At 74.4% G+C, this 23,001-nt stretch carries 21 protein-coding genes; 12 read left to right on the forward strand and 9 right to left on the reverse strand.

The features are described 5' to 3' along the window. Position 1 precedes the first annotated feature (1 nt). Positions 2-448, reverse strand: coding sequence for a hypothetical protein (locus tag BFV98_RS08990; RefSeq protein WP_013285386.1), 447 nt, complete (start codon positions 446-448; stop codon positions 2-4). A 163-nt stretch (positions 449-611) separates the two neighbouring features. On the opposite strand from BFV98_RS08990, the gene BFV98_RS08995 reads away from it, so the two are divergent. After that, positions 612-977 carry a DUF6401 family natural product biosynthesis protein gene (locus BFV98_RS08995; RefSeq protein WP_030270331.1) on the forward strand — a complete coding sequence of 122 codons (366 nt, stop codon included), beginning with the start codon at positions 612-614 and terminating at the stop codon, positions 975-977. Between the two features lie 60 nt (positions 978-1,037). Here the strand turns inward: BFV98_RS08995 and BFV98_RS09000 are convergent, their stop codons facing one another. After that, complete coding sequence (locus BFV98_RS09000) at positions 1,038-1,898, reverse strand: hypothetical protein (RefSeq protein WP_013474825.1); 861 nt, start codon at positions 1,896-1,898, stop codon at positions 1,038-1,040. Positions 1,899-2,097: 199 nt separating this feature from the next. On the opposite strand from BFV98_RS09000, the gene BFV98_RS09005 reads away from it, so the two are divergent. The 3 genes from BFV98_RS09005 (at position 2,098) to BFV98_RS09015 (ending at position 6,328) form a co-directional block, all read left to right on the forward strand. Further along, positions 2,098-4,251: a SpoIIE family protein phosphatase gene (locus BFV98_RS09005; protein ID WP_071095814.1), complete on the forward strand. Its 2,154-nt coding sequence runs from the start codon at positions 2,098-2,100 to the stop codon at positions 4,249-4,251. A gap of 9 nt (positions 4,252-4,260) precedes the next feature. Further along, positions 4,261-4,938 (forward strand): HAD family hydrolase, encoded by a 678-nt coding sequence (locus BFV98_RS09010; RefSeq protein ID WP_030270335.1) that lies wholly within the window; start codon positions 4,261-4,263, stop codon positions 4,936-4,938. A gap of 100 nt (positions 4,939-5,038) precedes the next feature. Next, positions 5,039-6,328, forward strand: a complete 1,290-nt coding sequence (locus BFV98_RS09015) for a sodium:proton antiporter (RefSeq protein ID WP_071095816.1) — start codon at positions 5,039-5,041, stop codon at positions 6,326-6,328. Positions 6,329-6,348: 20 nt separating this feature from the next. Here the strand turns inward: BFV98_RS09015 and BFV98_RS09020 are convergent, their stop codons facing one another. Next, positions 6,349-7,335, reverse strand: a complete 987-nt coding sequence (locus BFV98_RS09020) for an NAD(P)/FAD-dependent oxidoreductase (protein ID WP_176921761.1) — start codon at positions 7,333-7,335, stop codon at positions 6,349-6,351. A gap of 53 nt (positions 7,336-7,388) precedes the next feature. Here BFV98_RS09020 and BFV98_RS09025 point away from each other — a divergent pair, with 53 nt between their 5' ends. After that, positions 7,389-7,613 (forward strand): DUF3072 domain-containing protein, encoded by a 225-nt coding sequence (locus BFV98_RS09025; protein WP_071098797.1) that lies wholly within the window; start codon positions 7,389-7,391, stop codon positions 7,611-7,613. Positions 7,614-7,615: 2 nt separating this feature from the next. On the opposite strand, the gene BFV98_RS09030 is transcribed toward BFV98_RS09025, so the two are convergent. Then, positions 7,616-8,116, reverse strand: a complete 501-nt coding sequence (locus tag BFV98_RS09030) for a metallophosphoesterase (RefSeq protein WP_071095820.1) — start codon at positions 8,114-8,116, stop codon at positions 7,616-7,618. Between the two features lie 82 nt (positions 8,117-8,198). Next, positions 8,199-10,025 carry a glycoside hydrolase family 15 protein gene (locus BFV98_RS09035; RefSeq protein WP_071095822.1) on the reverse strand — a complete coding sequence of 609 codons (1,827 nt, stop codon included), beginning with the start codon at positions 10,023-10,025 and terminating at the stop codon, positions 8,199-8,201. 111 nt (positions 10,026-10,136) lie between these two features. On the opposite strand from BFV98_RS09035, the gene BFV98_RS09040 reads away from it, so the two are divergent. Beyond that, positions 10,137-10,724, forward strand: a complete 588-nt coding sequence (locus BFV98_RS09040) for a general stress protein (RefSeq protein ID WP_071095824.1) — start codon at positions 10,137-10,139, stop codon at positions 10,722-10,724. Between the two features lie 53 nt (positions 10,725-10,777). Here BFV98_RS09040 and BFV98_RS09045 read toward each other — a convergent pair whose 3' ends face one another. Continuing rightward, positions 10,778-11,362 (reverse strand): DUF1684 domain-containing protein, encoded by a 585-nt coding sequence (locus BFV98_RS09045; protein ID WP_013285374.1) that lies wholly within the window; start codon positions 11,360-11,362, stop codon positions 10,778-10,780. 112 nt (positions 11,363-11,474) lie between these two features. Between BFV98_RS09045 and BFV98_RS09050 the strand changes: the two genes are divergently transcribed. After that, on the forward strand, positions 11,475-11,957 hold the full coding sequence (locus BFV98_RS09050) for a MarR family winged helix-turn-helix transcriptional regulator (RefSeq protein WP_013285373.1): 483 nt from the start codon (positions 11,475-11,477) through the stop codon (positions 11,955-11,957). 11 nt (positions 11,958-11,968) lie between these two features. Next, a complete protein-coding gene (locus BFV98_RS09055) occupies positions 11,969-12,955 on the forward strand; it encodes a pirin family protein (protein WP_071095826.1) in 987 nt (328 codons plus the stop codon). Positions 12,956-12,999: 44 nt separating this feature from the next. Here BFV98_RS09055 and BFV98_RS32610 read toward each other — a convergent pair whose 3' ends face one another. After that, positions 13,000-13,125 carry a hypothetical protein gene (locus tag BFV98_RS32610; protein WP_013285371.1) on the reverse strand — a complete coding sequence of 42 codons (126 nt, stop codon included), beginning with the start codon at positions 13,123-13,125 and terminating at the stop codon, positions 13,000-13,002. A 141-nt stretch (positions 13,126-13,266) separates the two neighbouring features. On the opposite strand from BFV98_RS32610, the gene BFV98_RS09060 reads away from it, so the two are divergent. Beyond that, positions 13,267-14,856 carry a phospholipase D-like domain-containing protein gene (locus BFV98_RS09060; protein ID WP_071095828.1) on the forward strand — a complete coding sequence of 530 codons (1,590 nt, stop codon included), beginning with the start codon at positions 13,267-13,269 and terminating at the stop codon, positions 14,854-14,856. On the opposite strand, the gene BFV98_RS09065 is transcribed toward BFV98_RS09060, so the two are convergent. Then, the gene (locus BFV98_RS09065; RefSeq protein WP_071095830.1) at positions 14,805-15,542 is read right to left on the reverse strand and encodes a hypothetical protein; all 738 of its coding nucleotides are present in this window, start codon (positions 15,540-15,542) and stop codon (positions 14,805-14,807) included. The genes BFV98_RS09060 and BFV98_RS09065 overlap by 52 nt on opposite strands. Before the next feature lie 334 nt (positions 15,543-15,876). Here BFV98_RS09065 and BFV98_RS09070 point away from each other — a divergent pair, with 334 nt between their 5' ends. Next, positions 15,877-16,698 carry a SigB/SigF/SigG family RNA polymerase sigma factor gene (locus tag BFV98_RS09070; RefSeq protein ID WP_013285368.1) on the forward strand — a complete coding sequence of 274 codons (822 nt, stop codon included), beginning with the start codon at positions 15,877-15,879 and terminating at the stop codon, positions 16,696-16,698. A 134-nt stretch (positions 16,699-16,832) separates the two neighbouring features. Then, complete coding sequence (gene hrpB, locus BFV98_RS09075) at positions 16,833-19,403, forward strand: ATP-dependent helicase HrpB (RefSeq protein WP_013285367.1); 2,571 nt, start codon at positions 16,833-16,835, stop codon at positions 19,401-19,403. A gap of 3 nt (positions 19,404-19,406) precedes the next feature. Here the strand turns inward: hrpB and BFV98_RS09080 are convergent, their stop codons facing one another. Next, a complete protein-coding gene (locus BFV98_RS09080; protein WP_013285366.1) occupies positions 19,407-20,132 on the reverse strand; it encodes a PP2C family serine/threonine-protein phosphatase in 726 nt (241 codons plus the stop codon). Between the two features lie 213 nt (positions 20,133-20,345). Between BFV98_RS09080 and BFV98_RS09085 the strand changes: the two genes are divergently transcribed. Further along, positions 20,346-22,952 carry a glycoside hydrolase family 9 protein gene (locus BFV98_RS09085; protein WP_071095832.1) on the forward strand — a complete coding sequence of 869 codons (2,607 nt, stop codon included), beginning with the start codon at positions 20,346-20,348 and terminating at the stop codon, positions 22,950-22,952. Positions 22,953-23,001 lie beyond the last annotated feature (49 nt).

Below are 23,001 nucleotides of genomic sequence, written 5' to 3' on the forward strand. Positions count from 1 at the left end.
GTCAGCGCGTGCCGGGGCGCGCCTCGTGCCCCGGCATCCCCCGGCTGCGGCGGCGCTCCTTCATCTCCGCCTCGTAGAGGTGCCGCCGGCCCTCGACCAGTTCGTCGCGGGCCTGCCGGTCCAGCTCCCGGAAGAGCGCGTAGTACCCGTCGTCGAAGTCCTCGACGATCTGGAACGTCCACCGCCCGGCGATGACGTTGCGGCCGAGCAGTTCCCTGTCGATCCGCTCGGCGAGCGCCGGGTGACCGGCGGCGCGGAACATCTCCACCGCGTCGTCGAGCATCAGGTCGGCGTGGCCGATGAGCTGGTGCAGCTCGTACAGGTGGCCGCGGGCCCGCTCGACGCACTCCAGGGCCTCGCTGAGCTTGCCCAGCGCCTCGACCGTGGCGTCACTCACTCCCTCCGGGCGCCGGTGTGCCCGGTCCGGTCCGTCGGCCCGCTGTCCCATCGTGTCCCTCCGTGACCCCGGTCGCGTGGTCTGCGTACCGGACTTCTGCCCCCGCACGGGCGACTCAATCCCGCCGGACGACGACACGGCTCCCCCGGCCGACCCGGGCATCCCCCGCTCGGCCGAGGCCGGCCCGCGGCGGGCGGCGTTAGCCTCGGACACCATGCGCGTGCCGAACAACCGGGTCGCGACCCGCCGCTCCGCGGCCGTGGCCGCGCGGACGACCCTCACCTCGCTGACCGCCACCGTCGGCACCGCCGGCCTCGCCGCGGCCCATGCGAACCCCGGGCTGCTCGCCGAGGTCGACCAGCACGCCGCCGGGGTACGCGACAGCCTCGACGGCGACCGCCGGCCACTGACGGTGGCGGCGCTCGCCGGGTACGTCGAAGGGCTGCGCGACGCGGCGGCCGAGTACGGCTGGACGCCGCCGGCCGAGCCGGTGGACTGGTCCGAGCCGGACTGGACGCTCACCCGCCTGCTCGCGGTGTGCCTGCTGGCCCGCGGGCTGGACCCGCGCCACCTGGCCTGACCCGGACACGGCTACGGGGCGCCCGCGATCGCCCCGCGGACACCCCGTCACCCGTTGCCGTCAGCCGTTCGGCCGGCGGAACTGCTGTGTCTCGTCCCCTGCCTCGCCGGAGCGGTACGTGCCTGCGCCCGACATGGACGACTGCTGCGCCGCCGGTGCCGGTTGCCCGCCCCGGTCGGCCATCCGCCGCTCGTAGTCGCCACGGCCGGCCTGCTGCGCCTGCCGCTGCTGCCGGATCGCCCGGGACTCCTCGGCGGCCCGGTGCAGCCAGCCGTCCCAGCGGTCCTGCATCGGCTTGACCAGACCACCACCGACACCGACGATCAGGATGCCGGCCACGGTGGCGAGGAACGCCACGAGCACCGGCGTGGTCACCGTGGTGGCGATGCCCACCTGGTTCAGCGCGGCGATGATGCCGAGCGCCAGGATGAAGATCGCCGTCACGTCGGCCAGCACCCGGCCGTACGAGAGCCCACCCAGCGCGCCGGAGACCAGGTCCCGGACGGCGTTGGCGATGGCGGCGGCGATCACCACGATCACGATCGCCACGAAGGCCCGCGGCAGCCAGGACACCACCCCGCGGATCAGGTCGCTGATCGCGTTCGGTCCCCACACCCCGAAGGCGAACTGCAGGGTGAACAGCAGGACCGCGTAGTAGGCCAGTTTGGCCAGGATGTCGCTGGCGTCGTACTTGGTGCGTTCCAGGGCCCGTTTGACGCCGCCGCGTTCGACGGCGCGGTCGAATCCCACCCGTTCCAGTGCCGCGTCCACGATTTTGAGGACGGCTCGGGCGATGAGCCAACCCACGACGAGGATCGCGATGAACGCGATCGCCCGCGGTACGAAGAGCAGCACCGACCTCCAGAAGTCGGTCCAGGCCGCACTGATGTCGACCTGTCCGACCGCGAGGGTTTTCGGCATGATGTCCCTCCTGTCGCGTGAACTGCGCCGCCCGCATACCCGGTGACCTGGGCAGCACGCCGAGCCGGACCGGGGCAATTTCCCGACATGCCCTGCCGAACCGGTCTGACCTGCCCGAACATCCGCGCCGCCCGGCACCCGCACCCGCCACGGACGCATGATCGGAACCACCCGGCCACGCTCCGGTTAGGCTGCGGTCATGCCAGGCACCGTCGGTCGGGTTCCCACACCGTCCGCCCCCGCACCGGGAGCGCCCACCGATCCCGTCGTCGGCGGGCAGGCGGCCGGGACCGCCCACCCGTGGGCCGGCACGTCGCTGGGCGCTCCGCACACCTGGGATCCCGCGGTACGCGCCGTGACGGACGTGGTGCTCGCCTCCCCCGTACCGATGGCCCTGCTCCTCGGTGACGACCTGGTGGTCTTCTACAACGACGGGTACGCCGAGCTGATCGGCGACCGGCACCCGGACGCGCTGGGCCGGCCGGCGGCCGAGGCGTTCGCCGAGGTGTGGCGCGACCCGAGCGCCGGCGAGGCGCTGGAACGGGTCTACCGGCACGGCGAGCCGTTCCTGCAACGGGAGGCGGTGCTGCCGGCCGACCGGCAGGGCCCGGCCGAGCCGGCCGTGTTCACCAGGGGCCACTGCCCGGTACGCGACTCCACCGGCCGCATCGTCGGCGTGCTGACCGTCTCGGCGCAGACCACCCAGCTGACCCAGCAGTTGCAGAGCCTGAGCGACTTCGCGGCGGCACTGGCCGGCACGCTCACGCTCGACGACGTGGCCCGGGTGACGCTGCGCTACTGCCTGCACTCCTTCGACGCCGACCGGGTGTCGTTCGCGGTGGACGAGGGCAGCGCGTGGCGGCTGGTCCGCCGCATCCGCGGCGAACTGCTCGACGAGGCCGACGAGCGGCTGCCCCCGCTGTGGCGCCGGATGTCCGCCGAGTCACCGCTGCCCGCGGTGGTGACCGCGCGCAGCGGCGTGGCCTCGTTCACCGCCGACGGGCAGCCGCTGCGCGGCGTCGCGGCGGACCGGCACGACGAGAAGATCCGCGCGCTGGCGGCGCTGCCGCTGCGTACCACGGTGGTCCGGGGCTCGCTGACAGTGGGCTACCGGACGCCGCGCTCCTGGTCCCCCGCCGAACGGGCGCTGCTGACCGCCTCCTCGGAGCTGGTCGGCCAGGCCGCCGAGCGGGCCCGCCGCTTCGAGACCCAGCACGGCACCGCCCAGATGCTGCAACGCAGCATGCTGCCGGAACGGCTCCCGGACCTGCCCCGGCTGCGCATCGCCGCCCGCTACGACCCGGGCGTGGACGGCAACGCGGCCGGCGGCGACTTCTACGACGCGTTCCTGCTGCCGACCGGCGCGCTGGGCGTGGTGCTGGGCGACGTGGCCGGGCACGACGTGCAGGCCGCCGCCCGGATGGGCCAGGTACGCGCCGCGCTGCGCGCGCTCGCTCTGGTCGACTCCCGGCCGGACGCGGTGCTCGACGGCCTCGACCGGCTGGTGGCCAGCCTCGGCGTCGAGGGCGGCACCCAGGAGCTGTTCGTGACAGTGGTCTTCGGCGTGGTCGACGCGGACCGGGAGCTGGTCACGCTGGCCAGCGCCGGTCATCCCGCGCCGCTGATCCGGCGCGCCGGACCCGGCGCGGCGGTGGCCGAGTTCGTCGACGTGCCGCCCGCTCCTCCGCTGGGCCTGGGTGGTCGGGCGCGTACCGCCACCGTGCCGTTCCGGCCCGGCGACACGCTGCTGCTCTACAGCGACGGCGTGGTGGAGCGGCGCTGGCAGGACCTGGCCGCCGGGATGGCCGGGCTGGGCGCGGCGGTGACCGGGGCGGCCGGCGGCGACCCGCGCGCGCTGTGCGCGGTGGCGACCGCGTCGGTGCCGGGCGCCACCGAGGACGACGTGGCGGTGCTCGCCGTCGAGTACGCGGTGCGCCCCAGCCGGTCGGCGAGCATGGAGGTGCCGGCCGAGCCGACCGCGCCGAGCCGGGTCCGGCACTGGATGACCGCGCAGCTCGGCGAGTGGCGGGTGCCGGAGGCGGTGATCGGCGCGGCGGTGCTGTGCACGAGCGAGCTGACCACCAACGCGCTGCTGCACGCCGGCACCGCCGCCCGGGTCGAGGTCGACCTGTCCGCCGAGCGGTTGCTGGTGTCGGTTGCCGACTCGGGCACCCGGGGTCAGGTCACCCGGGCGCAGACCGACACGCTCAGCAGTCGCGGCCGCGGGCTCGGCCTGATCGAGGAGCTGAGCGACGCCTGGGGCACCGACCCGACCGTACGCGGCTCGACGGTCTGGTTCGAGATCCTCATTCCGGCGGGTGAGCCGCGCGTCGGCGACGCCCCGGCCGGGTAGGAGCCGGACATGGCCGACGACAAGCGACGCGGTGTCCTGTTCGACGTGGACGGCACCCTGGTCGACACGACGTACCTGCACACGGTGAGCTGGTGGGAGGCGCTGCGCCAGGCCGACCACCGGGTGCCGATGGCGCGGATCCACAGGTCCATCGGCATGGGCTCGGACAAGCTGCTCGACCACCTGCTCGGCGCCGAGCGGGACCGGGACGCCGACGGCCGGCTGCGCGACGCGCACGACGCGCTGTACGCGGAGTACTGGGAGCGGCTGGCGCCGCTGCCCGGTGCCCGGGAACTGCTGCGCGCCTGCGCCGAGCGCGGGCTGCGGGTGGTGCTGGCGACCTCGGCCGCCGAGCACGAGGTGACAGCGCTGCGGGCCGCGCTGGACGCGGACGACGTGATCGACTCGGTCACCTCGTCGGCCGACGCGCAGGAGAGCAAGCCGGCGCCGGACATCCTGGTCGCCGCGCTGGACCAGTCGGGGCTGACCGCCGAGCGGGTGGTGTTCGTCGGCGACTCGGTCTGGGACGTGGCAGCGGCCGGCAAGCTGGACATCCCGTGCATCGGGCTGACCTGCGGCGGCACCGGCCGGGCGGAGCTGGCCGGCGCGGGCGCGGTGGCGGTCTACGACGACCCGGCGGCGCTGCTGCACGCCCTGCCGGACAGCGCCATCGGCACGCTCGGCTGACCGCCGGTCGACCGGCGGGCACGCGCACGCTTAACCGGACCCGCTTCGGGGCACTGCTGGACTCCACCGCCCGGCCGCCGGGCGCCGGAAGGGTGGTGTCGTGGAACCGGTCGATGTCGCGTTCGCTCTGCTGGGCGTCGGTGCGCTGCTGGCCGGGGTGCTGCCCCGGGTCCTGGAGCGGCGGCCGCTGTCGATGCCGATCGCGTTCCTCGGGCTCGGCATGCTCGTGTTCGTGCTGCCCACCGGTCTGCCCACACCGGACCCGCTGCGCTGGCCGGAACTGACCACCCACCTCACCGAGGTCGGGGTGATCGTCGCGCTGATGGGCGCCGGCCTGAAGATCGACCGTCCGCTGAGCTGGGCCCGCTGGTCGTCGACGTGGCGGCTGCTGGCGATCGCCATGCCGCTGTGCATCGCCGCGGTGGCGCTGCTCGGCTGGTGGTGGGCCGGTCTGGTGCCGGCCGCGGCGCTGCTGCTCGGCGCGGCGCTCGCGCCGACCGACCCGGTGCTCGCCTCCGACGTGCAGGTGGGCGAACCGACCGATGTGGAGGACTCGGAGGACGAGGTGCGCTTCGCGCTCACCTCGGAGGCGGGCCTGAACGACGGGCTCGCCTTCCCGTTCGTGTACGCGGCCATCGCGATCGCCACCACCGGGCTCGCGCCGTCCGGCTGGCTCGCCGAGTGGTTCGCGGTGGACGTGTTCTACAAGCTCGCCGCCGGGGTGGGCGGCGGGCTGCTCGTCGGCTGGCTGCTCGGCAAGCTGTTCTTCCGTGCCCCGAGCAAGCTGCGGCTGGCCCGGCACTCCGAGGGCTTCCTCGCGCTGGCCGCGACGTTCCTCGCGTACGGGCTGGTCGAGGTGATCGGCGGGTACGGCTTCCTGGCCGTGTTCGTGGCCGCCCGCGCGATCCGGGCCGCCGAGCGTACGCACGAGTTCCATTCCGTGCTGCACGACTTCGCCGAGCAGGTGGAGCGGCTGCTCACGGTGCTGTTGCTGCTGCTGTTCGGCGGCGCGGTGATCGGCGGGCTGCTCGCGCCGCTGACCTGGCCGGCGGCACTGGCCGGGCTGGCGCTGGTGCTGGTGATCCGGCCGCTGGCCGCGTGGCTGTCGCTGCGCGGGGCGCCGGGCAAACCGGCCGAGCACTGGGTGATCTCGCTGTTTGGCATCCGCGGCGTCGGCTCGTTCTACTACCTGGCGTACGCCACCAGCAAGACCGACTTCCCGCAGGCGGATCTGGTCTGGGCCACAGTCGGTCTCGTGGTGGTGGTGTCGGTGGTGGCGCACGGGATCGCCGCGACACCGGTCATGCAGTTGCTGGACCGGGAGGGCGAACGCACCGGCGAGGACACGCGGGCCGGGTCGGCGGCGCAACCGGTGGGCGCCACCGGCTGACCGGCCCGGGCCGAGGGCTGTCAGCCCAGCCGGGCGGCGAGCGCGCGGCCCAGGTCCCGTCCGGAGCGCCAGGCGGTCTGCACGCGCGGGCGGCCGAACGCGTCACCGGCCAGGCCGATGCCGTCGTCGTCCAGGTGGAACGTGGCGCTCCCGGCGTGCGCGGCCGGGGACGCGTACGTCCAGCGGTGCACGTGGGCCGACACCGCCGGCTCGGGCAGTCCGAGCAGGTCGCGGACCGCCTGCTCGATCGCCGGGCGGGCGGCTGTGGGCTGGAGCAGGTGCCCGGCGGCGAACTCGGCTGTGGTGTGCGCGACGAGCACCGGCGCGCCGTCACCACGGCGGTCGCCGTCGTCGCAGACCAGGCTGAGTACGGGGTGGCCGTTGACGAACGCCCCGCGGAAGTCCGTCCAGCGGCGGGCCGGGAAGTGCAGCACCCCGCTCAGCGCCGGCGACCAGCGTTGCGCGGCCACCGCCCGGGTCGCCTCGGCCAGCGCCGGGTCCAGCAGCAGCGCCGCCTGCGGGCCGGGCATGGCGAGCACGACCGCCTCGGCCTCGGCGTCGTCCACCCGGAGGCCGGGCTCGACGCTCATCACCAGCCGGTCGTGCGTCACCGGCAGGTCGCCTGCGAGCTGCTCGACGAGTGAGCGCAGCCCGCGCGGGGCGGCCCAGCGCATCGGGCCGGTGACCTGCTCGCGCCCGCCCGGCCCGTACGCGACGAGCGTGTCGGTCCACTCCCGCGCCAGCCCGGCGGCCCGCCACCGGTCCACCACGGCGGCGAAGTCCGGGTCGTCCACTGTGAAGTACGCGGCGCCCAGGTCGGCCGGGCGGCCGTCGAAGCGTTTGCTGGCCATCCGCCCGCCGGTGACCCGGGCCCGTTCGCGTACCCGCACCGGGACACCGGCCCGCGCCAACTCGGTCGCGCACGCCACCCCGGCGATGCCCGCGCCGACCACCACCACGCCCGCCCGCTCCGCCGTCACCAGCTGATCGTAGGCGGCGGGCGGCATGAACCAGCCGGGCCGGGGGTAGTGGTACACCTGTTCGAGGAGAGGTGATCAGCATGGCCGACCACGCCAACACCAACGGCAGGAACGTGAACCCGGACGCCGCCGTCAAGGACCCGGACGACTGGGTCACCGGCGACGAGCCGCCCACCGCCGCCCAGGAGTCGTACCTGCACACCCTGGCCCAGGAGGCGGGCGAGCCGGTGCCGGAGGGCCTGACCAAGGCCGAGGCGTCCCGGCGGATCGACGAGCTCCAGGCGGAGACCGGCCGGGGCCGCTGAGGTCAGTGCGGGGGCAGGCGGTGCAGTTCGACGCGGTCGAGCCGCCCCGCCGCCACCCGGGCGGTCAGGTAGGTGGCGTACGGCTGCGCCCGCCGGTCGGTGGGTGAGCCGGGGTTGAGCAGGCGCAGACCACCCGGGGCGACGGTGTCCCAGGGGATGTGCGAGTGCCCGAAGACGAGCAGGTCGCAGTCGCCGTACGCGGCGGCGCAGCGCTCCTCGCGGCGGGTCTTCGGGCCGGTCTCGTGCACCACGGCGACCCGCAGGCCGTCCAGCTCGACCCGGGCCACCTCGGGCAGCCGGGCGCGCAGCTCCGGCCCGTCGTTGTTGCCGTACACGCCGACCAGGCGGCGCGACCGCTCCTCCAGCGCGTCCAGCAGCGCCACGTCCACCCAGTCCCCCGCGTGCACCACCAGGTCCGCGGCCTCGACGGCCGCCCACAGCACCGCCGGAAGATCCCGCGCCCGCTTGGGCACATGCGTGTCCGCCATGATCACGAGTTCCACCCCCTCATCCTCCCCCACCCCCCGTTGCCCGCGGCGATCATGAAGTTGGCGGCACTCAGGGAGATCGACTTCGGCGTCAACCTCATGATCGACGCGAAGCGGGCGCGGGGTGGCGGTGGGAGGTGGGGGCGGGGGCGCGGGCGGCGGCGTCGGTGATGCGGCCGGCGGCGATGATCAGGCCGATGTGTGAGTACGCCTGCGGGAAGTTGCCGACCTGCTCGCCGGTGTCCTGGTCGATCTGCTCGGCGTACAGGCCGAGGTCGTTCGTGCGGGCGGCCAGCCGTTCGAACAGCCGCCGGGCCCGGTCCAGCTCCCCCGCCTCGGCCAGGCAGGCGGCCAGCCAGAACGAGCAGATCACGAACCCGGCCGGGTCGCCGTCCCAGCGGCGCAGCAGCCCGTCGCGGGACAACCGCCGCTCCAGCACGTCCATCGTGGCGCGCATCCGCGGATCGTGCGCCGGCAGGAAACCGACGAGCGGCATGACCAGAACCGAGGCGTCCAGATCGTCGGACCCGAACGCCCCGGTGTACGCGCCGACCCGCTCGTTCCAGCCGTGAGTGAGCACGGCCGCCCGTATCTCGTCGCGCGCGGCGACCCAGCGCGCCACGTCGGCGGGCTCGCCGATGCGGGAGCCGAACCGGACCGCCCGGTCCAGCGCGGTCCAGCACTCCACCTTCGACGACACGTAGTGCCGCTCCGGGCCGCGCCCCTCCCACATCCCCGCGTCGGGCCGGTGCCAGCCGCGCTCGGCCTGGTCGGCGAGCGTACGCAGCAGGTCGCGGACCTCGGGTGACATCGGGTCGAGGTAGTACCGCATCAGCCAGGCGGCGTCGAGCACCTCGCCCAGCACGTCGTTCTGCCGCTGCCGCCAGGCGTCGTTGCCGACGAGCACCGGCCGGCTGTGCTCGTACCCGGCCAGGTGGTCGAGGTCGTGCTCGGTCAGGTCCCGCTCCCCCTCGACGCCGTACATGATCGGCACCGGCTCGTCGCCGATCCGGCCCATCGCCCGCGCCACCCAGGTGAACTGCCGGTCCGCCTCGTCCGGGCAGGCCGCCCGCCAGAGCGCCTGGAGGGTGAGGCTGAAGTCGCGCAGCCAGACGTAGCGGTAGTCGTAGTTGCGGTCGCCGCCGAGCCGCTCCGGCACCGAGGTGGTGGCCGCCGCGACGACCGCGCCGCTGGGCGCGTACGTCATGCCCTGCACCGCGAGCGCGCTGCGCCGCACCTCGTCGCGGTACTCGCCCCGGTAGTCGTGCAGCGCCGACCAGGACCGCCAGCCGGCGACCGTCCCGGCCACCACCTCGGCGGCGTCGGGCAGCGCGGGCGCGGCGCCGGCGTACGTCGGGGCGTACCCGAGGGTGAAGCGGTGGGTGCTGCCGGCGCGGGCGGTGAACCGCCCGGCGGCGGCCCCCTCGGCGGCTGTCAGCGGAACGTCGGCGCGCAGCTCCAGCCGGCAGGCTCCGGCGGTGGCGGCCACCACCCCGTCGCGTTCGGTCAGGTAGGCGCCTACCCGGCCGTACTCGAACCGCGGCGCGTACTCGACGCGCATCGGCACCTCGCCGGTGAGCCCCTCGACCAGCCGGGCGAGCACCCGGGGAGAGTGCATCCCGATGTCGTGACCGCGCGCGCCGGGCTCCAGCGCCAGCGCGTCGGTGACGGCGACCGTGCCGGTCGCCGTGGTGAAGACGGTACGCAGCACCAGCGTGTCGTCCAGGTAGGACCGCGTGCTGGTGGCCGCGCCCTCGGGGCGGATGCTCCAGTGCCCGGCGCCCTCGTCGAGCAGGCGCCCGAACACCGACGGCGCGTCGAACCGGGGCGGGCACCACCAGTTGACCGAGCCGTCGCGGTCGACCAGCGCCGCGCTGCGCCCGTCGGCGAGGAAGCCGTGCTCGCTGATGTGTCGGGTCGGCACGGGTGTGGCTACCCGGCCCGGGTGCCGCCATGCCTCGCCACATCGGTCCGGCCCGGCGCGTTACCGCTGCCCGGCGGCGGGAACGCGGCGGGTTGACGAAGGAGGATGCTCATGACCAGACCCTCGACTCCGACCGCGGCCTGGCAACCCGGAATGCCGGGCAGCGACAACCTCCCGTCCGGACCGGGCGGTCGCCCGACGCCGCCGAGCGGGGACGGGCACGGCCCGCATGCCGGGGCGCCGACCATCACGATCGGCTCGTACCCGGACTATCCGTCCGCCCAGCGCGTGGTGGACTATCTGGCCGACAACCGGTTCCCGGTGGAACGTACCTCGATCGTCGGTACGGACCTCACGCTCGTGGAGACCGTGATGGGACGGCTCACCACGGGCCGGGCGGCCCTGCTCGGGGCCGGCACCGGCGCCTGGTTCGGTTTGTTCATCGGCTTGTTGTTCGGCATCTTCACCGCCGGGAACTGGCTGGCGGTGATCCTGGTCGGGCTGGTGATCGGCGCGATCTGGGGTGCGGTGTTCGGCGCTGTCGCGCACGCCATGAGCGGTGGGCAGCGTGACTTCACGTCGGCCAGTTCACTGCGGGCCGCCCAGTACGCGGTGACTGTGGACGCGGAGATGGCCGGCCAGGCCCAGCAGCTGCTGAGCCGGATGCACCTGACACCGACCGGTGCCACCGCCCGCTGACCGGCGGTACGCGACATCGAGGGAGGGCCCCGCCGGGGTCCTCCCTCGCCGCGTCAGTGGTACGCCCGCTCCCCTGCACGCAGCGGCACGTCCACCCGGTTCTCCGGGGGCGCCAGCGGGCAGGCCCACCTGTCGTCGTAGGCGCAACTGGGGTTGTAGAGGTAGTTGGCGTCCAGGCGGACCCGGTCACCGGGGAGCACTGTCAGGCCCCGGCCGAAGGTGCCCTTGACCGTGTCGGTGAGGTACCGGCCCCCGCCGTACGAGCCGTCGCCGCAGGTGCCGTCGCGCAGCGGCAGGAACAGCCCGCCCCCGTACGCCTCGATCCACCACAGCGTGAGCGGTCCCCACGGCGTCCCGGCGACCGCGACCCGCCGGTACGCAACCACTCCGTCCGGGCCGCCGGTGTCGATGCGCAGCTCACCGGAGGCCGGTCGCAGCGGTGCCTCGACCACCGCCGACGGGTCGGGCGGGTACCAGCGCAGGCCGGTGAAGCCGGGCCGGTCGGCGGGCGGCACCGGGCTGCTCGGATGGGTGCGGAACAGCTCGTCGCGCGCGGCCCGGAACCCGGTCAGGTCGAGGTCGGACAGGTAGAGCCGGGCCACCCGCTCCCGCCAGTCGAGCAGGTCGAGATCGTCCATCCCCCGACCCTAGCCGGGTCACCCGTTCAGGTTTCAAAGACTCACCCGCGCCTGGCCAACCGAGCACGACAGAGGGACTTGTTTAAATTTTAAATAGTGCTAGTCTCGAGCCATGACGGAGAGCCTGGACGCCGAGCGGATGGCCTGCTGGCGCGCGTACATCGAGTCGAGCCAGCGGCTGTTCACCCGGCTCGAGGACGACCTGCGCGCCGACAGCGACCTGAGCTTCGCCGACTACCACGTGCTGGTGCTGCTCTCCGAGGCGCCCGGCCAGCGGCTGCGCATGGGTGAGCTGGCCGACCGGCTGGTGTTCTCACCGAGCCGGCTGACCTACCAGATCACCACGATGCGCAAGCGCGGCCTGGTCGCGAAGGAGGCGTGTCCGGCGGACCGGCGCGGCAGCGAGGCAGTGCTCACCGCGGCCGGCCTGCTCGCCCTGCGCGAGGCCGCGCCGCACCACCTGCGCTCCGTACGCGCCCACCTGATCGACGACCTCGACGACGCCGAGGTCGCCTGCCTCACCCGGGTCTTCGAGCGGCTCGGCCGGCGCCTGCGCGCCGACCGCACCGCGTCGTCCACCCCGGCCGACAAGTAAGGAGTCCCGCGATGCCCGCGATCACCGTCGACGACGTCCTCGTCCTGCCCCGCCTGCCCGAGCTCGGCGAGGCCACCGAATACCGCCAGGTCCGCCGGGTCACCACCGCCCCCAGCGGGTACGAGGGCGAAGGCTTCCCGGTCCGCCGGGCCTTCGCCGGCGTGCCGATGACCGAGCTGGACCCGTTCATCCACCTCGACCAGATGGGCGAGGTCGACTACGCGCCGGGCGAGCCGAAGGGCACCTCCTGGCACCCGCACCGCGGCTTCGAGACGGTGACCTACATGATCGACGGGATCATGGACCACCAGGACTCGACGGGTGGCGGCGGCACCATCACCGACGGCGACACCCAGTGGATGACTGCAGGCAGTGGCCTGCTTCACATCGAGGCGCCGCCGGAGCACCTGGTGATGAGCGGCGGGCTGTTCCACGGCCTCCAGCTCTGGGTCAACCTGCCCCGGGTCGCCAAGATGAGCGCGCCGCGCTACCAGGACATCCGCGGCCGGGAGTCGGCGCTGCTGACCACGCCCGACGGCGGCGGCCTGATCCGGGTCATCGCGGGCGAGGTCGCCGGGCACCGGGGTCCGGGGTCGACGCACACGCCGATCACCATCGCGCACGTCACGTTGCAGCCCGGCGCCGAGCTGAGCCTGCCCTGGCGGTCCGACTTCAACGCGCTGGTGTACGTGCTGGCCGGCCGCGGCACGGTCGGCACCGACCGGCGGCCCATCCACCTCGGCCAGCTCGCCGTGCACGGCCCCGGTGAGGCGTTGCGGATCACCGCCGACCGGACGCAGGACTCCAACGCCCCGGCGCTGGAGCTCTACCTGATGGGCGGCCAGCCGATCCGCGAGCCGGTGGCGCACTACGGCCCGTTCGTGATGAACACCCGCGCCGAGCTGATCCAGGCGGTCGAGGACTTCCAGGCCGGCCGGCTCGGGGTGATCCCGACCGGGCGGGTGCCGCACAGCGACGGCCAGGGCGACCAGCCCTGACCTGCTACGGGCGCCCCGGTTCGCCGGGGCGCCCGGCCGCGGTCTCAGGAGACGGCGAAGATCCCGGCCACCCCGAGGATCACCATCAACAGGACCGCCACCAGCGCACCCCGCTCCCCCTCCACCGCCTGGTCGCGGTCGGTCACGGTGTTCGTCGTCTCGGCGGGCATGTCGGTGCCTCCTCGGTATCGCGATCCAGGGGTCCGGCGCACCCCTGACGCGCGGCACCGACGCCGACCTGCTGCTCGACGTGCGGGGCCCTGCCGGGGGTCCTACCGTGTGAGGACGTCGTCGACCTCGGGGGGTGGAACGTGACTCTGCGGGACTGGTTCCTCACCGCACAGGAACGCGCCAACCCGAGGTCAGAGTTACCCGTCTGGACCGATGGAAACCTCGCCGAGCCCCTCATTCACGGTGCCGCGTACTTCGACCGCCTGGTCAGCGAGGTGGAGTCGCTCGCAGCGGGCGACCACCTGTTCTTCACCGACTGGCGTGGTGACCCGGACGAGCGAATGCGCCCGGACGGCCCCACGGTGGCGCAGTTGTTCGCCCAGGCCGCCCAGCGCGGGGTCATCGTCAAGGGCCTGATCTGGCGCTCCCACCTCGACACGCTCTCCTACAGCGAGGAGGAGAACCGCGACCTCAGCGAGGCGATCCGCGCGGCCGGCGGCGAGGTGCTGCTCGACCAGCGGGTCCGGCGCGGCGGCTCGCACCACCAGAAGCTCGTGGTGCTGCGCCGCCCCGGCGAACCGCGCCGCGACATCGCCTTCGCCGGCGGCATCGACCTGTGCCACAGCCGCCGCGACGACGCCGGCCACGCCGGCGACCCGCAGCCGATCGGCATGTCCCCCCGGTACGGTCCCACGCCGCCCTGGCACGACGTGCAGCTGGCGGTGCGCGGGCCGGTGGTCGGCGCGCTGGACACCACGTTCCGGGAGCGGTGGACCGACCCGATGCCGCTGGACTCGGAGAACCCGATGGCGTACCTGCGGGACCGGCTGCGCGGCTCCGACCTGCGCCCGGACCCGCTGCCCGAGCAGCCCGCCGACCCGCCGCCCTGCGGGCCGCACCACGTGCAGGTGCTGCGCACCTACCCGGCGGTGCGGCCCCGCTACTCCTTCGCTCCCGACGGCGAGCGCACGGTGGCCCGCGGCTACACCAAGGCGGTACGCCGGGCCCGGCGGCTGATCTACCTGGAGGACCAGTACCTCTGGTCGACCGAGGTGGCCGAGCTGTTCGCGCAGGCGCTGCACGAGCACCCGGACCTGCACCTGGTCGCGGTCGTGCCCCGGCACCCGGACGTGGACGGCCGGCTCGCGCTGCCGCCCAACATGGTCGGCCGGGAGCAGGCGCTGTCGCTGTGCCACCGGGCCGCGCCGGAACGGGTGCACGTGTTCGACGTGGAGAACCACGACGGGACGCCGGTGTACGTGCACGCCAAGGTCTGCGTGGTGGACGACGTCTGGGCCAGCGTGGGCAGCGACAACTTCAACCGCCGGTCCTGGACGCACGACAGCGAGCTGTCCTGCGCGGTGCTCGACGGCACCCGCGACGAGCGGGCGCCGGCCGACCCGGCCGGACTGGGCGACGGCGCCCGGGTGTTCGCCCGCGACCTGCGGCTGAGGCTGTGGCGCGAGCACCTGGACCGTGATCCCGGCGGCGCGCAGGACGACGACCTGCTGGACCCGGCGGACGCGGTCGCGGCGATCACCGCGGCGGCGGAGGAACTGGATCGATGGCACGCCGGGGGCCGGGCCGGTCCCCGTCCGCCGGGCCGGTTGCGGCCCCACCGCCCGGAGCGGTTGCCCTGGCGTACGCGGCTCTGGGCGCTGCCCGCGTACCGGCTGGTCTACGACCCGGACGGCAGGCCGCTGCGGGCCCGGCGGGCGGGCACCTGGTGAAGGTCCGCCACCTCGTCCGGCACGTTCGGGCGGGCCGGGTACGCGAACGACACGCGCGGCGAGTAGAAGCCCCAGCAGACGTGCAGCGGGTTGGCCGGCCGCAGCGCGTGGACCGGGTGCTCCGGCGCCGGGAACTCCACCGACTCGACCTCGAACGGTGACACCGGCTCGGCCACGTACGGGTAGTCGGTGACGATCAGCTCGCCGTCGCGGCGGGTGAGGTAGCGGTGGTGGCCGTTGTGCGCCTCGGTGCCGGTGTGCCCGATCCGGGCGGTGACCCGGATCAGCAGCGTGCCGTCGGCGGCCCGGGTCTCGGCGGTGAGCTGATCGCCGCGCAGGTCGAGGCGGGTCTCCCCGGCGGCGGCGGGAGCGCCCCGCGCGGCCGCGTACCACCGGACCCGCTCGCTGGAGGCGAGGTAGTGCGTCCACAAGCCGCCGGGCGTCTCGCCGTCGGGCGGGTCCATGTCCGCCAGTGAGACACCCAGGTAGGTGAGCGAGTACGCCCCGAAGCCGGAGGTCTGCGTCTCGTCGTCGACGACGTACTGGTTGACGAACACCTGCCGCTGCGGGTGCGGGCGCAGACCGGCGGGCACCAGCGTCTCGACCGCGCCGGGATCCGCCGGGAGCCAGCTGAACAGCAGCGTCCGGGCGTTGATGACGAGTTGCGGCGCGGCGGGATCCAGCACGGTGCCTCCGTTGACGTGTCGCTACGGACGCTACGGGCGGTCCCGTCGGCGGGACAACGACAGAAAGGCGACACTTCGCCCACCTGTCGGATTCCACGTTGACCGGTCGGGGTACGACCGGGGCCGACCGGTCAGCGCCACCCCACCAGCCTGCCGAGCGCGATATCGACCGGCTCACGTCTTTCGTGGCTGCTTACACCTTAAGTACATCGTACTTTCGGCTAGATTTCCGCAGCACGATCGGGCTATGGTGGCTTCCGAACGTACGACCGAAACCTAAACCTAAGCGTCACGTCTTTTTTCTTCCGTGGACGAGGTGCAGGGAGGACCACCCATGACCGCTCCCACGATCAGCGCCCGGGCGACCACGCCGGCCGCCTCCGCGAAGCTCGACCCCCGCTCGCTCACCGACAGCGCCGCCGACCTGCTCGCCGCGATGGCCGCGCTGCCCGCCGACCACCCGTCCCGGCCGGCGCTGCGCGACCGCGCCATCGAGGCGTGGCTGCCGCTGGCGAACCACCTGGCCCACCGCTACAGCGGCCGGGGCGAGCCCAACGACGACCTGGCGCAGACCGCAGCGATCGGCCTGATCAAGGCGATCGACAAGTTCGACCCGTCGCGCGGCGTCGACTTCGCCGGCTACGCCATCCCCACCATCATCGGCGAGCTGAAGCGCCACTTCCGCGACCGCACCTGGGACATCCGGGTGCCCCGCCGGCTCCAGGAGCTGCGCCTGGCGATCTCCGACGCCAACAGCACGCTGCTCCAGACGCTCGGCCGCTCGCCGACGGTCGCCGACATCGCCGCCCACCTCAAGCTCACCGAGGAAGAGGTGCTGGAGGGCCTGGAGGGCGCCCGCGCGTACAACGCGGTGTCGCTGTCCACCCCCACCGGCGACGGCGAGCGGGCCACCGAGCTGGGCGATCTGCTCGGCGGCGAGGACGGCGAGTTCGAGCTGGCCGAGATGCGTGTCGCCCTCGGCCCGGCGCTCGCCACGCTCGACCAGCGCGAGCAGAAGATCCTCACACTGCGCTTCTACGGCAACCTGACCCAGTCGCAGATCGCCGAGCAGATCGGCGTCTCGCAGATGCACGTGTCCCGGCTACTGGCCCGGGCGCTCACCAAGCTGCGCGGTCAGCTCGACGGAACGTACTAGCAAGGGGGGCGGCGGCCGGGTCGGCGGACCCGGCGCGGCGGCCCACCCGGCCCGGTCGGCGGTGCGCCGGCCGGGCCGTTCCGCGTTCCGGGGGCAGCGCGGACCGACCGACGGAGCGGTGCGAGAGTGGGGCCGTGCTCGCCGACATCCCGCTCGACCTGCCGGTCCGCCCGGTCCTGCCGGCGCTCGTCGGCGCGCTGCGCGAGCGCGGCGCCGCCGTCCTGGTGGCGCCGCCCGGCACCGGCAAGACCACCACCGCGCCGCTCGCGGTCGCCGACGCGGTCACCGGCCGCGTGGTGATCGCCCAGCCCCGGCGGGTGGCCGCCCGCGCCGCCGCGCACCGGATGGCCGCCCTGCTCGGCGAGCGGGTCGGCGACCGGATCGGGTACGCGGTGCGCGGCGAGCGCCGGACCGGGCCGCGTACCCGGGTCGAGGTGGTGACCACCGGCCTGCTGGTCCGCCGCCTGCACCACGACCCCGAGCTGCCGGGCGTGGACGCGGTGGTGCTCGACGAGTGCCACGAACGGCACCTCGACGCCGACCTGGCGCTGGCGTTCAGCGTCGAGGCCCGCGCCACACTGCGCCCGGACCTCTGGCTGCTGGCGATGTCGGCCACCCCGCAGACGGACCGGTTCGCCGCGCTGCTCGGCGCCGGCGACCCCGCCCCCGTGGTACGCGCCGAGGCCGCGCTGCACCCGGTCGAGCGGGTGTGGGCGCCGCCGCCGCGCCCGGTGACGCCGCCCGGTGCCGGCCGGGTCGACCCGGCGCTGCTCGACCACGTGGCAGCCACGGTCCGCCGGGCGCTGCGCGAACGCGACGGTGACGTGCTCGTCTTCCTGCCCGGCGCGGGTGAGATCGGCGCCGTCGCGCGCCGCCTGGCCGACCTCCGCGACATCGCGGTGCTGCCGTTGCACGGACGGCTGCCCGGGGCCGCCCAGGACGCGGCGCTCACCCCTGCTGCCGGACGGCGCGTGGTGCTCGCGACGGCGGTGGCGGAGAGCAGCCTCACCGTCCCCGGCGTCCGGGTGGTGGTGGACGCCGGACTGAGCCGGGTGCCCCGCACCGACCTGGCCCGAGGGCTGGGCGCGCTGGTGACCGTGCCGGTGTCGCGGGCCGGGGCCACCCAGCGCGCCGGCCGGGCCGGACGGGAGACGCCCGGGGCGGTCTACCGCTGCTGGTCGGAGGCGGCGCACGAGCGGCTCGCCCCGCAGCCCGAACCGGAGATCGCCACCGCCGACCTGACCGGGTTCGCGCTGGAGCTGGCGGCCTGGGGCACACCGGACGGCACCGGGCTGGCGCTGCCCGACCCACCGCCGCCGGCCGCGCTCACTGTGGCGCGGGAGACGCTGACCACGCTCGGCGCGGTGGACCACGACGGCCGGATCACCGCGCGGGGACGGGCGGTCGCGGCGGCGGGCACGCATCCCCGGCTGGCGCGGGCGCTGCTGGACGGCGCGCCCCGGGTGGGTGCCGACCGGGCCGCCCAGGTGGTGGCGATCCTCGGCGAGGACACGCTGGGCGGGACGGGAGACGACCTGCCCGCCCGCTGGCGCCGGCTGCGCGACGGCGCCGACCCGGCCGCCACCGCGCGCTGGCGCACCGAGGTACGCCGCCTGCGCGCCGCCCTGCCCGCCGACCGGCATTCCGCCGGCACGCGCGCCGACTCGACGCCGCACCGCAGCGTGAGCGGCGGACGGTCGGCGGGGAACGAGCGGGAGCGCCTGCCGGACGATCTGGCCGCGGGGCTGCTCGCCGGACTGGCGTACCCGGAACGGCTGGCCCGCTCACGGCGGCCGGGCGGGTCCGCGTACCTGATGGCCGGCGGGACCGCCGCGGAGCTGGCGCCCGGGTCGGGGCTGACCGGAGCGGCGTGGCTGGCCGTCGCGGTGGCCGACCGCTCCCCCGGCGCGCCCGCCGCCCGGGTGCGGCTGGCCGCACCGATCGACGAGGCGACCGCCCGGGAGGCCGGGGCGGCGCTGCTGGACACCGGACGGGAGGTGGCCTGGTCCGGCGGGGACGTGGTGGCCCGCGAGGTAGTCCGGCTCGGCGCCGTCGAACTGGTCGACCGGCCGCTCACCGCGCCGGACCCGGAGCTGGTCGCGGCGGCTCTGCTGGACGGGCTGCGGCAGGAAGGGCCGGGCCTGCTGCGCTGGACGCCGGAGGCGACCGGGCTGCGCCTCCGGCTGGCGTTCTGCCGCCAGGCGCTCGGCGACGGCTGGCCGGACGTCTCCGACGCCGCGCTGACCGCCGGCGCGCCCGTCTGGCTGGGCCCGGAGCTGGCCCGCGCCCGGCGCCGGGCCGACCTCGGCCGGGTGGACGTGGCGGCGGCGCTGCGGCGGCTGCTCGACTGGCGGCAGGCCGCGCGGCTGGACGAGCTGGCTCCGGAGCGCCTGGAGGTGCCGAGCGGCTCGCGGATCCGGATCGACTACGCGGACCCGGCCGCGCCGGTGCTGGCGGTCAAGCTCCAGGAGACGTTCGGCTGGCGGGACGTGCCGCGCATCGCCGACGGGCGGGTGCCGGTGCTGCTGCACCTGCTCTCCCCCGCCGGGCGGCCGGTGGCGGTCACCGCGGACCTGGCCTCGTTCTGGCGCACCGGATACCCGCAGGTACGTGCGGAGCTGCGCGGACGCTACCCGCGCCATCCGTGGCCGGAGGACCCGACCACAGCCGAGCCGACCCGCCGTGCCGCTCCGCGACGGCGGTGAGGGCTACTCCTCGACGACGTCGGCGATCACGACGGTGATGTTGTCCGGGCCGCCGGCCCGCAGCGCCAGGTCGATCAGCCGGGCCGCGCAGGCGTCGCGTTCCGGCTGCTCGCTGAGCACCTCGGTGAGCGTGTCCGCGCGGACCACGTTGGAGAGGCCGTCGCTGCACAGCAGCCAGCGGTCACCGGCCCGGGGCACCATCGTGGCGTACGACGGGGAGACCTCGTCGCCCTGCAACGCCTGGGTCACCACCGCGCGGCGGGGGTGGCTGCTGGCCTGCTCGGCGGTGATGACGCCCTGGTCGACGAGCATCTGCACGAACGTGTCGTCCCGGGTGACCTGCTTGAGAACGCCCTCGCGGTACAGGTAGGCCCGGGAGTCCCCGACGTGCGCCAGCGCGAGGCAGCTGCCGGTGCGGGCGAACAGCAGCGCGGTGAGCGTGGTGCCCATGCCCTGGCGTTCCGGGTCCTCCTCGACGGCCTGGCGGATCTGCGCGGTGGCCAGCTCGATCCCGCCCTGGAGCGCGGCGACGAGCGCGTCCTCCGGCGTCTCCACGTCCAGCGGGGCGATCGCGTCGATGGCGATGCGGCTGGCCAGGTCGCCGGCCGCCATGCCGCCCATGCCGTCGGCGACCGCGACCAGCCAGGCACCCGCGTGCTGCGCGTCCTGGTTACCGCTGCGGATCAGCCCACGGTCGCTCGCTCCGACGGAACGAAGCTTCAGGGTCATGGGTCGCAGCCTGCCAGGTCGAGGGCTCGGATGTCTCTAGGAGATCACTGACATCGTACGTGGCGCGCCGAATCCCACCGCGCGCGGGCGCGCGGCGCTCATCGGGCCGGATCGATTGACAGCGGCGGAACGCGATGGAAACATCGGGCTGATATTGGGAGCGCTCCCAGCTCCTGGCCTCCCCCACCACCCCCGAGCACGGAAGGAACCTCCGTGACCCGATCCCGTCGTCGGCTCGCCGCACTCGCGGCCACCACGCTGGCGCTCACCGGCCTCACCGCCGGCCCGGCGAGCGCCGAGGTGCCGCCGGACGCCCCCGAACAACTCCGCAACGGCGACTTCAGCGCCGGTGTCTCACCCTGGTTCTCGTACGGCACCGGCGACCTCGCGGTCGTCGACGGCCGTCTCTGCACCTCCGTCGCGGCGGGCACCGCCAACCCGTGGGACGCCGGCATCGGCCAGGACGCGGTGCCGCTGACCCAGGGCGCCGAGTACGAGCTGTCCTTCGACGTCTCCGCGACCCCCGGCGCGGCCGTCAAGGCGGTGCTCCAGCTCGGCAGCGCCCCCTACACCACGTACGCGAGCGTCGACGCGACCGCAACCGGCACCGCGAAGCGCGTCACCACCACGTTCACCTCGCCGGCCGACAACCCCACCGCCCAGCTGATCTTCCAGGTCGGCGGCAGCGCCCAGGCGCAGACGTTCTGCCTGGACAACGTGTCGCTGCGCGGCGGGGAGCCGGCGCCGCCGTACGAGCCGGACACCGGCCCCCGGGTCCGGGTCAACCAGGTCGGCTACCTGCCCGGCGGGCCGAAGCACGCGACTGTGGTCACCGAGGCCACCGAGGCGCTGCCCTGGCAGCTCAAGTCCGCCGGCGGCGCGGTGGTCGCCAGCGGGCAGACCACGCCGCGCGGCACCGACGCGGCCTCCGCACAGAACGTGCAGACGGCCGACTTCTCCGCGTACCGCACGCCGGGCACCGGCTACACGTTGACCGTCGACGGCGAGACCAGCCACCCGTTCGACATCTCCGGCGCGCTCTACGACCGGCTGCGCGCCGACTCGCTCCAGTTCTTCTACGCCCAGCGCAGCGGCATCGAGATCGACGGCGACCTGATCGGCGAGGAGTACGCCCGCCCGGCCGGCCACCTCGGCGTCGCGCCCAACCAGGGCGACACCGACGTGCCGTGCCAGGCCGGCGTCTGCGACTACTCGCTGGACGTGCGCGGCGGCTGGTACGACGCGGGTGACCACGGCAAGTACGTCGTCAACGGCGGCATCGCCGCCTACCAGCTCATGAGCACGTTCGAGCGGACCAAGACGGCCGAGACCGCCGGCGGCGGCGCCGCACTGGGCGACTCCACGCTGCGGCTGCCCGAGCGCGGCAACGACGTGCCGGACGTGCTCGACGAGGCCCGCTGGGAGCTGGAGTTCCTGCTGCGCATGCAGGTGCCGGCGGGCGAGCAGCTGGCCGGGATGGTCCACCACAAGATCCACGACCGGAACTGGACCGGCCTGCCGCTGCAGCCCCAGGACGACCCGCAGCCGCGTGAGCTGCACGCGCCGTCCACAGCCGCCACGCTGAACCTGGCCGCCGTCGCGGCGCAGTGCCAGCGGCTGTACGCCCCGTACGACGCCGCGTTCGCCGCGCGCTGCGGCACCGCCGCGAAGACCGCGTACGCGGCGGCCAAGGCGCACCCGGCGATCTACGCCTCGGCCAGCGACGGCACCGGCGGCGGCGCGTACGACGACACCAACGTCACCGACGAGTTCTACTGGGCCGCCGTCGAGCTGTGGCTGACCACCGGCGACAAGGCGTACCTGGCCGACGTCACCGGCTCGCCGCTGCACACCGCCGACGTGTTCGCCCCGAACGGCGCGTTCGGCTGGCAGAGCGTCGCCGCGCTGGGCCGCCTCGACCTGGCGACAGTGCCGAACACGCTGCCCGCCGCGGAGAAGACCCGCATCCGCGAGTCGATCACCGCCGCCGCCGACAGCTACCTGGCCACGATCGCCGGCCAGGCGTACGGGCTGCCGTTCCCGGGCAGCGCCGACGCGTACGTCTGGGGTAGCAACAGCAACCTGGTGAACAACGCCATCGTGCTCGCCACCGCGTTCGACCTGAGCCGGGACGCGAAGTACCGGGACGGCGCGGTGCAGGCCGCGGACTACCTGTTCGGCCGCAACGCGCTGAACATGTCGTACGTGACCGGGTGGGGTGAGCAGCACGCCCGCAACCAGCACAGCCGGATCTTCGGCCACCAGCTGAACCCGGACCTGCCGCGTCCGCCTGCCGGTTCACTCGCCGGTGGTCCGAACGCCGCGCTCCAGGACCCGTTCGCGGCGAACCTGCTCGCCGGGTGCGCGCCGATGTTCTGCTACGTCGACGACATCAACTCGTACGCGACGAACGAGGTGGCGATCAACTGGAACTCGGCGCTGGCGTGGCTCGCGTCGTTCCTGGCCGACCAGGGTGACGCGGGCGCGGTGCCGGCGCCGTCCTGCGCGGTCACCTACACCACGCACGGGAGCTGGCCGTCCGGCTTCACCACCCAGGTGACGGTGCGCAACACCGGCACGACGGCGGTGAACGGGTGGAGCCTGCGCTGGGCCTTCCTCGGCGACCAGAAGGTGGGCCACGCGTGGTCGGCGCAGCTCGGCCAGAGCGGCGCCACTGTCACCGCGAAGAACCTGTCCTGGAACGCGAAGCTGGCACCGGGCGCGTCCACCACGTTCGGCTTCAACGGGACCGCCTCCCGGTTCCCCAACCCGGATCCGGGGCTTGTCACGCTGAACGGAAAGGCCTGCACGGTCTCCTGACCGGGATTCGAGCTCCACTCAGGCGCCATCGCAGGACCGGGTACGGTCC

Source organism: Micromonospora sp. WMMB235 (assembly GCF_001855515.1).
Taxonomy (GTDB): domain Bacteria; phylum Actinomycetota; class Actinomycetes; order Mycobacteriales; family Micromonosporaceae; genus Micromonospora; species Micromonospora aurantiaca.